At 60.1% G+C, this 15,230-nt stretch carries 12 protein-coding genes; 4 read left to right on the plus strand and 8 right to left on the minus strand.

What is annotated here, in order from left to right:
* Window positions 1-7 precede the first annotated feature (7 nt).
* Window positions 8-1,462, minus strand: coding sequence for an NAD-dependent succinate-semialdehyde dehydrogenase (locus tag ACQY1J_RS02675; RefSeq protein WP_430249259.1), 1,455 nt, complete (start codon window positions 1,460-1,462; stop codon window positions 8-10).
* A 162-nt stretch (window positions 1,463-1,624) separates the two neighbouring features.
* Between ACQY1J_RS02675 and ACQY1J_RS02680 the strand changes: the two genes are divergently transcribed.
* On the plus strand, window positions 1,625-2,668 hold the full coding sequence (locus tag ACQY1J_RS02680) for a tartrate dehydrogenase (protein WP_430249260.1): 1,044 nt from the start codon (window positions 1,625-1,627) through the stop codon (window positions 2,666-2,668).
* 53 nt (window positions 2,669-2,721) lie between these two features.
* Here the strand turns inward: ACQY1J_RS02680 and ACQY1J_RS02685 are convergent, their stop codons facing one another.
* Both ACQY1J_RS02685 and ACQY1J_RS02690 read right to left on the minus strand, forming a co-directional pair.
* Window positions 2,722-3,201 carry an Lrp/AsnC family transcriptional regulator gene (locus tag ACQY1J_RS02685; RefSeq protein ID WP_430249261.1) on the minus strand — a complete coding sequence of 160 codons (480 nt, stop codon included), beginning with the start codon at window positions 3,199-3,201 and terminating at the stop codon, window positions 2,722-2,724.
* Window positions 3,202-3,319: 118 nt separating this feature from the next.
* Window positions 3,320-4,174, minus strand: coding sequence for a GNAT family N-acetyltransferase (locus ACQY1J_RS02690; protein WP_430249262.1), 855 nt, complete (start codon window positions 4,172-4,174; stop codon window positions 3,320-3,322).
* Window positions 4,175-4,428: 254 nt separating this feature from the next.
* On the opposite strand from ACQY1J_RS02690, the gene ACQY1J_RS02695 reads away from it, so the two are divergent.
* Window positions 4,429-5,892, plus strand: coding sequence for an aldehyde dehydrogenase family protein (locus ACQY1J_RS02695; protein ID WP_430249263.1), 1,464 nt, complete (start codon window positions 4,429-4,431; stop codon window positions 5,890-5,892).
* Window positions 5,893-5,957: 65 nt separating this feature from the next.
* On the opposite strand, the gene ACQY1J_RS02700 is transcribed toward ACQY1J_RS02695, so the two are convergent.
* From ACQY1J_RS02700 to ACQY1J_RS02715, 4 genes are all read right to left on the minus strand, one after another.
* On the minus strand, window positions 5,958-7,637 hold the full coding sequence (locus ACQY1J_RS02700; RefSeq protein WP_430249264.1) for an ABC transporter ATP-binding protein: 1,680 nt from the start codon (window positions 7,635-7,637) through the stop codon (window positions 5,958-5,960).
* 3 nt (window positions 7,638-7,640) lie between these two features.
* A complete protein-coding gene (locus ACQY1J_RS02705; RefSeq protein WP_430249266.1) occupies window positions 7,641-8,483 on the minus strand; it encodes an ABC transporter permease in 843 nt (280 codons plus the stop codon).
* Window positions 8,483-9,433, minus strand: a complete 951-nt coding sequence (locus ACQY1J_RS02710) for an ABC transporter permease (protein ID WP_430249267.1) — start codon at window positions 9,431-9,433, stop codon at window positions 8,483-8,485. Before ACQY1J_RS02710 ends, ACQY1J_RS02705 begins: the two co-directional genes overlap by 1 nt.
* A 72-nt stretch (window positions 9,434-9,505) precedes the next feature.
* A complete protein-coding gene (locus tag ACQY1J_RS02715) occupies window positions 9,506-11,122 on the minus strand; it encodes an ABC transporter substrate-binding protein (protein ID WP_430249268.1) in 1,617 nt (538 codons plus the stop codon).
* Window positions 11,123-12,014: 892 nt separating this feature from the next.
* Between ACQY1J_RS02715 and ACQY1J_RS02720 the strand changes: the two genes are divergently transcribed.
* Window positions 12,015-12,815 carry a creatininase family protein gene (locus ACQY1J_RS02720; RefSeq protein WP_430250007.1) on the plus strand — a complete coding sequence of 267 codons (801 nt, stop codon included), beginning with the start codon at window positions 12,015-12,017 and terminating at the stop codon, window positions 12,813-12,815.
* A gap of 12 nt (window positions 12,816-12,827) precedes the next feature.
* Here the strand turns inward: ACQY1J_RS02720 and ACQY1J_RS02725 are convergent, their stop codons facing one another.
* Entirely contained in the window at window positions 12,828-13,781 is a 954-nt protein-coding gene (locus tag ACQY1J_RS02725) for a LysR family transcriptional regulator (RefSeq protein ID WP_430249269.1), read from the minus strand.
* A 178-nt stretch (window positions 13,782-13,959) separates the two neighbouring features.
* Between ACQY1J_RS02725 and ACQY1J_RS02730 the strand changes: the two genes are divergently transcribed.
* Window positions 13,960-14,976 carry an ABC transporter substrate-binding protein gene (locus tag ACQY1J_RS02730; RefSeq protein ID WP_430249272.1) on the plus strand — a complete coding sequence of 339 codons (1,017 nt, stop codon included), beginning with the start codon at window positions 13,960-13,962 and terminating at the stop codon, window positions 14,974-14,976.
* Window positions 14,977-15,230: the final 254 nt, after the last annotated feature.

Genomic DNA, 15,230 nt, shown 5'->3' on the forward strand with positions numbered 1-15,230 from the left:
CTTGCCATTACAGTCCGCCGATATGAAAGGTCTTCGTCTCGAGATATTCCTCGATACCGAGTTGCGACCCTTCCCTCCCGAGGCCCGACTGCTTGATGCCGCCGAAGGGGGCGACTTCGGTCGAGATCAGCCCGGTGTTCAACCCCACCATGCCGGTCTCCAGCGCCTCACCGACCCGGAAAGCTCGCGCCAGATCGCGGGTGTAGAAGTATGAGGCGAGACCGAAAGGCGTGTCGTTGGCAATCGCGATCGCCTCTTCTTCGGTTTCGAAACGGAAAAGCGGCGCCACAGGCCCGAAGGTTTCTTCCTGGGCGAGCATCATCTGCGTGGTGGCGACGCTCAGAACCACGGGCGTCACGAACTGCGCGCCCTCTGCGCCGGAAACGGCCGAGGAAATGACCTTGGCACCCTTGGCGAGCGCATCTGCGACATGGCGGTTGATCTTTTCCACGGCGGCCGAGTTGATCATCGGGCCGATATCCATGCCATCCGTCAGGCCGTCGCCGACCTTCATTGCCGACACAAGTGCCGCCAGCTTTTGCGAGAAGGCGTCGTAAATGCCGGCCTGGACAAGAATGCGGTTGGCGCAGACGCAGGTCTGGCCGCCATTGCGGAATTTTGATTGCAACGCGCCTTCAATGGCAAGATCAAGATCGGCGTCATCGAACACGATAAACGGCGCGTTGCCGCCGAGTTCCAGCGACAGGCGCTTCACTGTGCCGGCGCATTGCTGCATCAACAGCGAACCGACGCGGGTCGAGCCTGTGAAGGACAGTTTGCGCACCACAGGGCTGGAGGTCAGCACGCCACCGATCGCCTCCGGCTTGCCTGTCAGCACATTTATGACACCGGCCGGGATTCCGGCCCGCTCGGCCAGAACGCCAAGCGCGAGCGCCGACAACGGTGTGAAGTCGGAGGGCTTGATGACGACGGTGCAGCCGGCAGCCAGTGCCGGCGCGACCTTGCGGGTGATCATCGCGGTTGGGAAATTCCACGGTGTGATGATGGCGCAGACGCCGACGGCTTCCTTCATCACCATGATGCGGCGCCCGGCTGTCGGCGACGGGATAGTGCTGCCGCCGATCCGGCGGGCCTCTTCGGCAAACCATTTGATGAAGGCATTGCCATAGGCGATTTCGCCACGCGCTTCGGCAAGCGGCTTTCCCTGTTCGAGCGTCAGGATGCGCGCCAGATCTTCCGTGTGCTCGACAAGCAGCGCTGACCAGCGTTCCAGAAGTTTCGCACGCTCTGCGGCCGTGCGGGCGCGCCATTCCGGTAGTGCCTTTTGAGCAGCGGCAATCGCCTGCGCCGTATCCTCTGCCGTACAGTCGGGCACCTTGGCGATCACCTGTCCATCGGCGGGGTTGACCACCGCGATACGTGCGCTGTCTGACGCATCACGCCATTCACCGCCGATCAGGCAGCTCGTCTGGAAAAGAGAGGTATCTGAAAGCCCAAGCATGAAAACATCCTTTCGTCTTGATCCATATGTGCAACGTCGGGCGCGAACGATCATGCGGTTCTTTTCCAGCGCCGGGCAGAATATGCTGCGCTCGTCGAAAAGACCGGCAGCAAATCACGGAGAGGTCTGCGACCCTTGCGATAAAGACATGAGGAGACATCGATGGCTGCCCACAAGATTGCATTGATCCCCGGCGACGGGATTGGAACACCGGTCACTCAGGCCGCATGGAAGGTGATCTCACAGGCCTGCGCGCTCGACGGCGTGGAGCTCGACGGCACCTGGTTGGACTGGTCCTGCGACACTTTTCTCAAGACCGGACGGATGATGCCGGAAGACGGCATCGAAACATTGCGCGCATTCGATGCCATTTTGCTCGGTGCCGTCGGCTGGCCACAGAAAGTGCCGGACTCGGTATCGTTGCACGGATTGCTTTTGCCCATCCGCAAGAATTTCACCCAGTACGCCAACATTCGACCTCATCGCCTTCTGCCGGGCGTGGTCGGCCCGTTGCGGACTGACAATTTCGACATTCTCTGCATCCGGGAAAACACGGAGGGTGAATATTCCGGTGCTGGCGGCCGGGTGCATCAGGGCACGGCCGATGAAGTGGCGGTCGAAACCTCGATCTTTACCCGTAAGGGCGTCGAGCGAATTTTGCGTTTCGGTTTCGAGCAGGCCCGGAAACGGCGCGGCAAACTGGCATCGGTGACAAAGTCGAATGCCCAGAAATATACGATGGTGTTCTGGGACGAGGTCACCGATCAGCTAGCCGCCGAATATCCGGATATCGAGGTGTCGCGTTATCACGTCGATGCGATTGCTGCCCGCTTCGTGATGGCGCCGGAAACACTGGATGTCGTTGTGGCTTCCAACCTGTTCGGCGATATCCTTACCGATCTCGGTGCCGCCATTCAGGGCGGGTTGGGTTTTGCGGCGTCGGCCAACATCAACCCGGACCGCTCTGCCCCGTCCATGTTCGAACCTGTCCATGGTTCGGCACCGGATATCGCTCATCTCGGCATTGCCAACCCGATCGCCGCCATCTGGTCCGCGGCGATGATGCTGGAACATCTGGGCGAAACCGCATCGGCCGCTCGGGTCATGGCGGCCATCGAAGCGACCACGGCAGCCGGCATCGGCACGACACCCGGACAGAATTCGACGGACGAAATTACTAGGGCGGTCAGCGACCGCATCGTCTGATCAGCAACGACAGGACGAGCGCCTGCCGGTCCGACTGGCGGGCGGATTCATCTTCAAGACTCGGGAAACAGGGTGCGCAGCGGCAGGTGGTGTTTCACGAAGGCTGATTTCATCACGATGAAGCTGAAATACTTGTCGATGCCGATCTCGGCCTCGAGCAGGCGCTCCATCAATTCCTGATAGTCGGAAATGCTGGCCGTCACGAATTTCAACAGATAGTCATAACCACCGGAGATAAGGTGGCATTCTATCGCCTCTTCAACCTTTTCTATCGCTTGCTGGAAGCGCGAGAAATCGTTCTGGCGATGGTTGCTGAGCGTAACTTCGGTAAACACCGTGACGGTGGGGCCGAGTTTTGCCAGATCGATATGGGCGGAATAACCGGTGATATAGCCGACCTGCTGCAGCTTCTTCACCCGCATCAGGCATGGGCTGGGCGACAGGTGAACGAGGTCGGCAAGTTCGACATTCGTCAGGCGTCCGTTTTTCTGCAACTCGTGCAAAATCCGAATGTCGATGCGGTCAAGCTTCACGTCTGTACCCTTGCGTTATCCAGCCATCCGGCCATCGCGTGCATGATATCGGGGAGTTTGCGATCCAGCCAGAGCAGAAGTCACATCTCTCCCCCGGTGGAGGTTGGCGCGGCAGATCCTATCCCAATGCCTGATTGGCAAGTCCATACACCGTCAGTTCCGGCACCTTGCCGATCGGCTCCAGTTGCATCGTGGTGACGTGATCGAACAGGACGAGACCTGCCTGTTCAAGCGCTGCCTGCAACGGTCCGTTCGGATGGCGCGTATCCATGCGCAGGAAATTGCCTTCGTGCGCCGCAATGAGCGGGCGGATCAAGGCGATGGCATCCTCTTCACTGGCGGCCACGACCGGGCCGAGCACATGGCCACGGCCGAAACGGCGACACAGGGCGTAACCATTGATCCTGCCATTTTCCTCCAGCACCGTCGCTTCCGACAGCGGCAGAAGATGTTCGACGACATGGCTGCGGTCGGAGCCGAAACCGCGACGGTCGGCGTCGATGATCGCGGCAATGTCGGCGTCGGTCATGGACCGCACCCGCATATCTTCGCCCGGCAAGGCAATTGCCGTGCCCTGATGCTGAAGCACAAGCGCATATGGCTGAAAACCCATCGAGAGATAGAGGTTGTAGGCGGCCTTGGTGGCGTTGAGCCGCCGTACCTTGCCTTTTGTCCGCTGCAGCATTTCATCCATCAGCCACCGGGCGGCGCCATGGTTCTGCAGGCGCGGCGATGTGATGACCATGCCGATATTGGCGACACCTTCGCCGAGTGGAAACAGCATGGCCGAACTGACCGGGCGGCCGATCTCGTCAAAGGCGACAACGCCTTCGCCGAGCGCCAGCGCGACGGCCCAGTCCTCGGGGCGATGCGGCCAGTTCACGGCGATCGAAAGCTCGTGCAACCGAGGAATATGCTCCTCCGCCATTGGAACGAGCTGAAGCTCGAAATTGTCGATTTTTCTCGTTTCCATGCCGCTATCCGCTCAATCGCCGCTTCTGACAGAATAACATCCTAGAGAGGTATCGCAGCATTTTCCGCGCTTTACCTGTGGCTACGCATCATTTTCTTCTGCCGCGTTTCTTGGGCAGCAGGCGCAAATGCGCAGTATCTTCGGTCCCTCGAGGTCGATACGGCACAAATGCCCATCCATCCTCCGGTAACCTGTCGGCACCATGGTCGAGCACACATCCTCGGCCGATCGCTTGAAAACCGGATGGACCTTGCATGACGCTCTCCTTTGATCCCGCAACGCTTCGCCTGCCGAAGGGCCATTTTATCGACGGACGTTATGTCGAGGGCGCGGACGCACTGGAAATCCGGCGTCCGAGCGACGGCAAACCGCTGGCCGCCATTCCGGTCGCCGACGCGGCACTGGTGGATGAGGCGATCCAGATTTCGGCACGCGTTCAACGCCAATCCGACTGGGCGACCTGCATGCCGCGTGACCGTGCGCGCATCCTGCGGCGCTTCGCCGACCTGATCGATGAGGAAGCCGTTTATCTGGCGCAGCTGGAAGCCGTCTGCTCGACCCGGCCGATCACCCAGGCGCGCCAGAGCGACGTGGTCAACTGCGCCGACCATATCCGTTTCTTCGCCGAATTTGCCGACAAGGAAGGTGGCCAGGTCGTTCCGACCGCGGACGCGCAGATGGGCATGATCCTGCATGAACCCTATGGCGTGATCGGCGCGATCGCGCCCTGGAACGTGCCGCTGTCCATGGCCGCGTGGAAACTTGGCCCAGCGCTTGCCGCCGGCAATGGCATCGTCATCAAACCATCGGAAATGACGCCATTCTCGACGCTGTATCTCGCCGAACTGGCAGTGCGTGCCGGCATCCCGGCCGGTCTCGTCAATGTCGTGCTCGGCGATGGCCCGGTGACCGGGACTGCCATCACCACGCATCCGCTGGTCGGCAAGGTCAGCTTCACCGGCTCCACCCGCGCCGGTGTGCAGATCATGCAGGATATCGCCCGTACCGGCATCAAGCCGATGACGCTGGAGCTTGGCGGCAAGAGCCCGCAGGTGGTGTTTGCCGATGCCGATATCGACCTCGCCGCCGCCTGTATCGCCCGCTCAATCACCGGCAATGCCGGCCAGGTCTGCGTCGCCGGATCCCGCCTGATCGCCGAGAAATCAGTGGCGCAAGAACTCGCCACCAAGATCGCCGGCCATATGGCGGCGATGCGGCCCGGCAAGACATGGGATGCCGACACCACGTATTCCCCGATCATTTCCGAGACCCAGATCGCCCGCATCGAAGCCATCGTCGATGCCGCCAAATCTGCGGGTGCGGAACTCGTGGCCGGCGGCTGCCGCATGCAATCGGAGGGTTATTTTTATGCGCCGACCATTCTGGCCGGTGTCGATGAAACCAACCCGGCCGTGACGGAAGAGATTTTCGGACCGGTCCTGAGCATCCAGACATTCGAAACCGAGGAAGAAGCAACGGCACTCGCCACCCACCCGACCTACGGTCTGGCATCGGGCCTGTTCACCCGCGACCTGTCGCGGGCAATCCGCATGTCGCGCAAGCTGGAAGCCGGCACCGTCTGGGTCAACCGCTATGGTCGTTCACGCGACATGATCCTGCCGACCGGTGGCTACAAGAGTTCCGGCCTCGGCAAGGATCTCGGCCGCGAAGCCTATATGGGGGCGATGCGCACCAAGTCGGTGCTGATCGATCTCTGATCGTTCGAACGAGAATGGTCCAGAGCGATCCGGGCCATTTGTCTTTGGGCTGTATTTTCCAAGCGTCACGCGTGGGCGAATTTGCGCACCAGTTCCGGGTCCTGTTGCAAATTTTCGAGCCATGTCGGATCGAGCGTCGGCAGCGAAGAGGCCAGCAGTTTCGTATAGGGATGGCGCGTCTCTGCATGCAGGTGAGCGGCGGCAAAGGTTTCCAGCTTCCTGCCGCCGAACATCACCACTACCTCGTCGCAAAGCGATTGCACGGTGTGGATGTCGTGGCTGACGAACAGGTAGGAAAGATGCAGTTCGCGCTGCAACTCCTTCAACAGTTCGAGAACCTTGGCGGCTACGACAGTGTCCAGCGCTGAGGTGATTTCATCGCAGAGTAGCACATCCGGCTTGGCGGCAAGCGCGCGGGCAAGGTTGATGCGCTGGCGTTGACCGCCCGACAGTTCGCGCGGAAGCCGGTGACGGAACTGCGCCGGGATGCGCACCATGTCGAGAAGCTCGATGACCCGCTTGTCGCGCGCTTCGCCCTTCATGCCGTGGTAGAAGGTCAAAGGACGGCCGATGATGTTGCCGACCGTCTGAGCCGGGTTAAGCGCCGTGTCAGCCAGCTGGAAAACGATCTGCATTTTGCGTAGTTCGTCCTTGCTGCGGGCGCTGACCTGCGGGCGCAGTTCCTTGCTATCGAGAATGCAGGCACCCGCTGCGGCCGGCAGCAGACCTGCGGCAACCCGCAGGAGCGTGCTCTTGCCGCAGCCGGATTCGCCGATCACGCCGAGAGAATGGCCTCGTTGCAGGGTGAGGCTGACGCCGTCGACGGCAACGATTTGCGGCCGGCCGTCGCTGTTGACAGGACCGTAACCGGCAACGACATCGCGCATTTCCAGAACCACGCTGTTGGCGGGGCGCGAGCCGGCGGCTTCCGCTTCCACCGGCTCGAAAGCCGAAATCAGCGCCTGCGTATAGGGATGTGCCGGGGCGCCGACGATCTGCTCTGTCTCGCCGGCTTCCTGAACCTCGCCATCCTTCAAGACGATGATGCGATCGGAAATCTGCGCCACAACCGCGAGATCATGCGAGACATACACGCCGGTCATGCCACGATCGAGGATGGCGGCCTTGAAGGCTTTCAGCACCTCGATCTGGGTGGTGACGTCGAGCGCGGTCGTTGGTTCGTCGAAAACGACCAGTTCGGGATCGCCAAGCAGGGCCATGGCGGCGGCCAAGCGCTGCAACTGGCCGCCCGAGACCTGATGCGGATAACGGTCGCCGATGGTTTCCGGTGATGGCAACGACAGGCTACGGAACAGGCCAATCGCTTTCTTACGCGCAGCCGCCTTGTCCATGATGCCGTGGATCTCGGCGACTTCGACCACCTGATCCATGATCTTTTTCGACGGATTGAACGACGCCGCCGCACTTTGGGGAACGTAGGACACCGTGTTGCCACGCAGCTTTCGACGGGCATTTTCATCGAGCGCGATCAGGTCGACACCATCGAGCAGGACACGGCCACCGGAAAAATGGCATCCGGAGCGAGCATAGGCGAGCAGCGACAAAGCGATCGTGGTTTTGCCAGAGCCGGATTCACCGATCAGTGCCAGCACTTCGCCGCGCCGGACATCGAAGGACACGCCCTTGAGGATCTCGATTTTTCGACCGCTGTCAGCGGTCGCGGTCACTCTGAGGTCTTCGACCTTGACCAGCGTGTCGCCAACGGTTTTCGAATGAATGGTCATGGTCTACTCCAGCTGGTCGCGAATGCGCTGCGGCAGGTTGTCGATCAGGAGGTTGATGGCGAGCGCCAGGCTGGCCAACGCCAGCGACGGCACGACCACGGCCGGCGATCCGTAAGAAATGCCGATCATGTTTTCGCGCACCAGTGCGCCCCAGTCCGCGAAAGGTGGCTGCACGCCGAGGCCGAGAAAACTGAGACCCGACAGAAGCAGGATGATGTGGACGAAACGCAGGCCGAGATCGGCCATGATCGGTCCGACGATATTGGGCAGGATCTCGTGGATCATCACATAGAAATGGCCTTCGCCCCGTGCACGCGCCGCCGAGATGAAGTCGAGCGCATTGACATTAACCGCCATCGACCGGGTGAAGCGGAAACACCCGGGGAAAAAGATGATGGTGATGGCAAAGATCAGGATCGGGATGCTGGAGCCGCCGCCGGCGACGATGACCAGCGCCAGAAGCAGGTTTGGAATGCCGACAAACGTGTCGATGGCGCGGCTGAGGACCATGTCGAACAGGCCACCGAAAGCGGCAGCCAGCAGGCCGAGCGTGATGCCGATCAGCGCCGCAAGGATCAGGCCGACAAAGGCGATGCCGATCGTGTAACGGGCGCCGACGATCAGGCGGGAATAGATGTCGCGACCGATATAATCGGTGCCGAGCCAGTATTCACCGCTCATCGGACCAAAATAATCGTAACTGACCATGTCGCCGACAGGGTAGTGAACCAGCAGCGGTGCAAACACCGCGACGATGATCCAGAACAGGACGACAGCCAAGCAGACAGCGGCGATCGGGCGAATATGCATGCGGATCTTGCGTCGTGGTGCAGCGGAAACGGTCATCAGCGCAACCTCGGATTGGACAGGATGGCGATGATATCGGCTGCAGTGATCAGCACGAGATAAAAGCCGCAGAAAATCATCGAGCAGGTCTGGATGAGCGGCATGTCGCGCGTCGAGACACCATCAACCATCAGCTTGGCGAGGCCTGGATAGTTGAACACCGTCTCGACAATAATCACACCGCCGAGAAGGCCCGACATGCTGAGCGCCACGGAATTGACGATTGGTGCGACCGAGTTCGGCAGTGCGTGACGCAGCACCATGCGGCCGCGCGAGGCGCCCTTCAGCACAGCCATTTCCACATAAGGGGTCGCCATCGCATCGGCGATGGCCGCGCGCGACAGGCGGATCATTTGCGAGCAACTGCCGAACACCAGAACGGAAACCGGCATGATGAAGGCAAGCACGATGGTGCGAAAATCCGCCGTTGCCGGGATGAAGGACAAAGCCGGCAGCCATTGCATGTAAACGGACAGCCACATCACCAGCAGCGTGGCGATCATGAATTCCGGGAAGGAAACGAGCATAATCGCAGCTGACGAGATCGCCCGGTCGAAAATTGAACCTCTCCAGATGGCGGCGACGATACCGAGACCGAGCGCCAGCGGAATGGTGATCGCCATGGTGATGGCAGCGAGTGTGAGAGAGTTCGGCAGGCGTTCGGCAACGAGGTTGGCAACCGGCCGGTCAGAGACATGCGAATAACCGAGGTCACCGGTCAGCAGCCCAAAGATCCACTCGAAATAGCGCAGGATAGCCGGACGATCGAGACCGAGCGTTTCGCGAAGCTGGGCTGCGGCTTCCGTCGTCACAGCCTGGCCAAGCAGTTCCTGTGCGGTATCGCCGGGCAACAACTCCGTGATGAAGAAGACCGCCAGCGACACGAGGAACAGCGACAGAACGGCTACCACCAATCGCCCGCCGATCATCTCAAGGATGCGTTTATTCATATAGGCAGTGCCTCTCGCTCAGTCTGGAAATCCCGCAGAAAAGGCGCGCGGTATCCCGCGCGCCATGATCGATCAGGCGTCGAGCCAGACGGTGTCGGCAATGTTATAGCCCTGCAGCATGCCGAGCGGATGTGGATTGAGGCCGCCGACCTTGGTGCTCATGGCATCGGCGCTAGCGATATAGGCCGGGATGATGGTTGCCGCATCCTTGGCCACCATAGCCTGCATCTCGCCGTAGATCTGCTTCCGCTTGACTTCGTCCAGAGAACCGCGCGCTTCGAGCAGCATCTGGTCGAATTTCGGGTTGACGTAGCGGCTTTCGTTCCAGGCGGCGTCCGACTTGTAGAGCAGCGAGAACAGGATATCCGCGGTCGGGCGGGCATTGATGTTGCCGAAGTGGAACGGCGCCTTGATCCACTGGTTCGACCAGTATCCATCGGCCGGCATGCGCTGCACGTCGATCTTGACGCCGATCTTGGCGGCATCCTGCTGCAGCACCATCGCCATGTCGGGCGAGGCCTTGGCAGCTTCCGAGCAGATCAACGGAATGCCGACGCCGAGAAGGCCGGCCTTTTCGAAATGATGTTTGGCGCGCTCGGGATCGAAGGCTGGTGCGACGACATCCGCATTGAAATAGCGGTTGGCGCGCTGGATGGGCTGGTCGTTATGCGGCTCACCGAAGCCACGCAGGACGGCGCGGTTGATGGCATCGCGGTTGATGAGCGCGCGCACGCCGTCGATGAAGTCCTTCTTGGAGCCCGGCTCCATATCCATGCGGATATTGAGGTTGGTGTAGCTGCCGCCGGGAGCGACCATCAGCCGAAGATTGGGGTTGGCCTTCACGAGCGGCGCCGAGCGGGCATCCATCGAAGCACCGATATGGATATCGCCGGAGAGCAACGCGTTGACGCGGGCATTTTCATCCGGGATGCCGAACATCTCGATACTGTCGACATAAGCCGCATCTGACTTGAAATAGTTCGGGTTGCGCTTGCCGACCGTGCGGATGCCGGGTTCGAACACTTCAGTCATATAGGGACCGGTGCCGACAGCCTTGGTGAAATCCGAGGTGCCCTCCGGGATGATGACGAAATGATAGGTGCCGAGGATGGCCGGAAGGTCGGCATTCGCCTGGTCGAGTTCGATGCGCACCGTGGTCTTGTCGACGGCCTCGATCTTGATCATCGCCTTGGCCAGCGCATTGGCGCGCGAGGTCAGTTTCGGGTCGACATGGCGGCTGAGCGAATAGACCACGTCGGCAGAATCCATCGTCTTGCCGTTGTGGAAGGTGATGCCGGTCTTCAGCTTGATCGTCCAGACCTTGGCGTCCGTGGTGTCAAAACTTTCCGCCAGCTCCATCTGTGGCGTCAGCGAGTTATCGAGCACCGTCAGCTTGTTGTAGAAGGTGGACATGCGCATGTAATCGCCCTGCGCCGAGGCTCGGACCGGATCGAGCGTATCGGCGGTCGAGGTCGAGGTGAGCGCCAAGCGCAGCGCGCCACCCTTCTTGGGCGTTTGGGCGACAGCATTTCGTGCTGAACCGATGAACGTGCCAGCAGTTGCGGCAACAACGCCGCCGGCAGCGAGCATGCGAAGCAGATCGCGACGGGTCGCGCCGCGACGAATGGCGTTTTCAACTGCGCTGTCGTCGTTGCGGCTCCAGCGGGACTTATCGAATTGATGTGTCATGACGATGCTGTTCCCTTTTTTATCGGTTTATCAGCGTTTTTCGAACCATTTGAGGCCCTCACAGAGCCTGCTAAGGCAAGAATTCTCGCTTCAGCCACTATTGCCCGCTTCAGGATGGCTGTTGCGCGGTATTTGCCGCGTGGACCGCATAATATTTCACGAAATGCTGGCGTACAGGCGTTGTGTGCTGTGCGTTGCACTTCGCGTTCAGCAGGCAAACCTGTGCAAGCATAAAGTGTACTTGTGCGACACGCCTCTGGTTGCAACCTGTAAGGTTGAAGTATTATAACATGCCTCCCAACGGTATCCGCAACACACCGGTTCTGTTTGAGCATCGGCTTTTTACATCGCCTGGAACTTCACCCAGAGCGGCATCTTCGCAACGGGGGAAGACCGCATGACCGTGTTTGTGGGACTGCCGGAGGAGACGATGTTTCGCGGCATGCCGGCGGACAATTATCAGGAAAAGATCGCCAAGCTGAAGCAGCAATTCGACCTGAACATGTCGAGGTAGCGATCGCAAACGGCTGTTTCTCGCCCGCACAATGGCGAGGAAGAAGCCAAGCAGCGTCTTATGCCGATCGTTCGTGTCACAATTCCCAGAACACAAGACACCCGCATCATGAGCTACGGGTTTGTTTTAATGATTTGGTTTCGGGGACCTGATGCTATTGAAACTTGTAAATTCGAACTTCAAAGCGGCCCGGCACATGCAACCAGCACGCCCAAAGCGCACCTGCCAACATTAACCTGGCACCGCTGGTGCCAGAATCCTCCCGACCCAGAGCCCGGCGAGCGCAAATTAGCATCGCTGCGAGCGAAATATGGTGCTTTTCGCGTCCCGCATTTTTGCCTTATCGAACGGTATAAGAACACAAATCGGGGCAAGGCCATGGCCAGACCATTCTTCTGGAACGAACTCACGACCTATGATTTCGCCTCGCTTTCGGCCGAGACGACGGTCGCTATTCTTCCGATCGCCTCGACCGAACAGCATGGCCCCCACCTGCCAATCGCCACCGATGTTGCAATCGCCAATGGCATGCTCGCTGAACTGAAGACCCAGCGGCCTGATGACTTAAATCTCCTCGTCCTGCCGACCCAGGAAATCGGCAAGGCCAACGAACATGTCTATGGTCCCGGAAGCCTCTCCTTCGGCCCGGAAATCCTGATCCCCGCCTGGACGGCGATCGGCGCAAAGGTGGCTGAAGCCGGCATCCGCAAGCTCGTTATTGTCAATTCGCACGGCGGCAATGTTGACGTGATGAGCATCGTCGCCCGGGAACTCCGCGTGCGCCACCAGATGGCTGTCGTCTCCACGCAATGGAGCCGCTTCGGCAATCCCGACGGCATGATCTCCGAGCATGAAAGCCGCTACGGTATTCACGGCGGTGAGGTCGAGACCTCGCTGATGCTGCATTTTCGCCCCGAGCTGGTGCGTATGGACAAGGCGCAGAACTTTGTGTCCAAGGCCGAGGAAATCGGCGCAAGCTCCAAATTCCTCACGCCCCTGCCGCCTCATTCGCTCGCCTGGATCGCCCACGATCTTAACCCGCATGGCGTGGTCGGCGACGCCTCAAAGGGCATGGCGGAAAAGGGTGAGGCCATTTGCAAACATCAGGTGGCAGGCTTCATCGAACTCCTGCGCGACATCGCCGCCTATCCCCTGTCGAACCTCTATGCTCCCGGCTGAGGCCACAAACCGTCACGCTGTTGCACGGATATTTTCAGGAATATGCCCGCGGTCCTTCAGGTCCTGCACCAGAAGAAGCAATTCCTGCATCAGATATTCGATGAACAGGCTGGTGGCCGAATCGAGCGGTGCCCGGGCCCGGGCAAACAGTTTCATCGGCTGATGGCGCACATGCGCCTCGGTGAGCGGCCGGAAGACGAGCTCGCCGCGTCGGCATTCGGCCAGCGCATCAAGCGGGTTGAGCAGCGTCAGCCCCGTGCCCGCCTTGACCAGTTGCTTCATCAACTCGGATGAATTCGTCTCGACCACCGGATCGACCGGCAGCGGCAGCGGCGCCAGCGCCAGATCGATAATGTTGCGCAGGCTGGTGCCTGATTGCGCCAGGATCAGCGGCTCCTGCACCACCTCCACAAGATCGACCGGCCCCTCCTCCAGCGCAAGCCGATGCCCCGGCGGCAGCACGACGCCAACAGGCACGTCGAAATTGGCAAGCGTCCGGATGCCCGGCGTCGCTGGAATATTGAAGCCGAGGCCGACATCCACCTCACCGGTAAGCACCGGATTGATCGTCGTCACACCGCCATCGCTTCGCAGCTTGATCTGCACGCGCGAATGCTTGGCGATAAAGCCCGACAGGATTGCCGGCAGCGGCCCGGAGGCGAGCCCCACGGTCGTCACCAGCGACACCTTGCCAATCTGCGGCGTCTTCAAGCCACGCAGCCGACCCTCCAGCCGCTCGTAATTCTTCAGCACGTCGCGGATATGCTCGATGCAGAGTTCGCCGGCAGCCGTCAGCCGCAAACCCTTCGGCAACCTCTCGAAGATCGGCGCCCCCAGCTCTTCCTCCAGCGCGAGGATCTGCCGGTTGACGGCTGAGGAGGCGACGTTGAGCCGCGCAGCCGCCTTTCGGATTGAGCCACAGCGAACGATTTCATTGATATAGATGAGCTTTCGAGAGTGAAGCACGAGACCTCCGCTGCGCAAAAAATAGCCATGCCGCTTCACTATGCAGCAATCAGCGGAGCAGTGCAAAAAAAGCATCGATGCAGGCGAATTTTGATGCTTTTCAAGACGCATGCCAGCCGATCAAATGTCGCCAAAGGAAGCCCGAAAACGGGACCCGGAACGAACAGGGGAACGATCAATGCGCGACACGCTCACCAAGACCAGTCTCTTAGCCCTTTTCGGCCTCAGCGCATCGCTGACCGCAACCACGGCGGCCTTCGCCCTCGACGAGGTCACCTACGGCACCAACTGGCTCGCCCAGGCCGAACATGGCGGTTTTTACCAGGCCGTGGCCGATGGCACCTACGAAAAACATGGCCTGAAGGTCACGGTCGTGCAGGGTGGCCCGCAGGCCGCCAACCGTGCGCTTCTGATCGCAGGCAAGGTCGATTTCTACATGGGCAGCCCCCTTGGTGAGATGGACGCCGTCAAGGAAGGGATCCCGCTGATCGACGTCGCGGCGATCTTCCAGAAGGACCCGCAGGTCCTGCTCGCCCATCCCAACCAAGGCATCGAGAAGTTCGCGGACCTCGCCAAGCTCAACTCGATCTTCATGGGCAAGGACGGTTACGTCACCTATTACGAGTGGATGAAGAAGAATTTTTCCGGCTTCACCGACGAGAAGTACAAGCCCTATACCTTCAACCCGGCCCCCTTCATCACCGACCCGAAGTCTGCCCAGCAGGGCTACCTGACCTCGGAACCCTATGAGATCGAGAAACAGGCCGGCTGGGCACCAAAGGTCTTCCTGCTCGCCGACAACGGCTACAATCCCTATTCCACGATGATCACCACAACGACGGCCATGGTCGAAAGCAAGCCTGATGTCGTGCAGCGCTTCGTCGATGCCTCGGCCGAAGGCTGGTACAGATACCTCTACGGCGACAACAAGGCCGCCAACGACCTCATCAAAAAGGACAATCCGGAAATGACGGATGGTCAGATCGAATACTCGATCAAGAAGATGAAGGAATACGGCATTGTCGAATCCGGCGAGGCGACGGACAAGGGCATCGGCTGCATGACCGACGCGAAATACAAGGCCTTCTTCGACTCCATGGTCCAGATCGGCGTCCAGCCGGCCGACCTCGACTACAAGAAGGCCTACACCACAAAGTTCGTCTGCAAGGGCGTTGGAATGGCGCTGAAGAAGTGACCTCCACCTCCCCCTTGAGGGGGGTGATCGCAGCAAAGCTGCGGGTGGGGGTGATCACTGCCAACTGACAGAAAACCCCTCCCAAACCCTCCCCACAAGGGGGAGGGCTTAATCCAGTCGCCACCCTCGCCTCGCTAAAGGGAATCGAGCGGTGTCCACAAGTCCTCTCCCCCCTTGTGGGGGAGATGGCCGGCAGGCCAGAGGGGGTCTTCTGCCCGCTGGAAACGCCTTTCAGCATTCCTTCAAACCGAGTA

The organism is Neorhizobium sp. DAR64860/K0K1, assembly GCF_050500205.1.
Classification (GTDB): Bacteria; Pseudomonadota; Alphaproteobacteria; order Rhizobiales; family Rhizobiaceae; genus Neorhizobium; species Neorhizobium soli.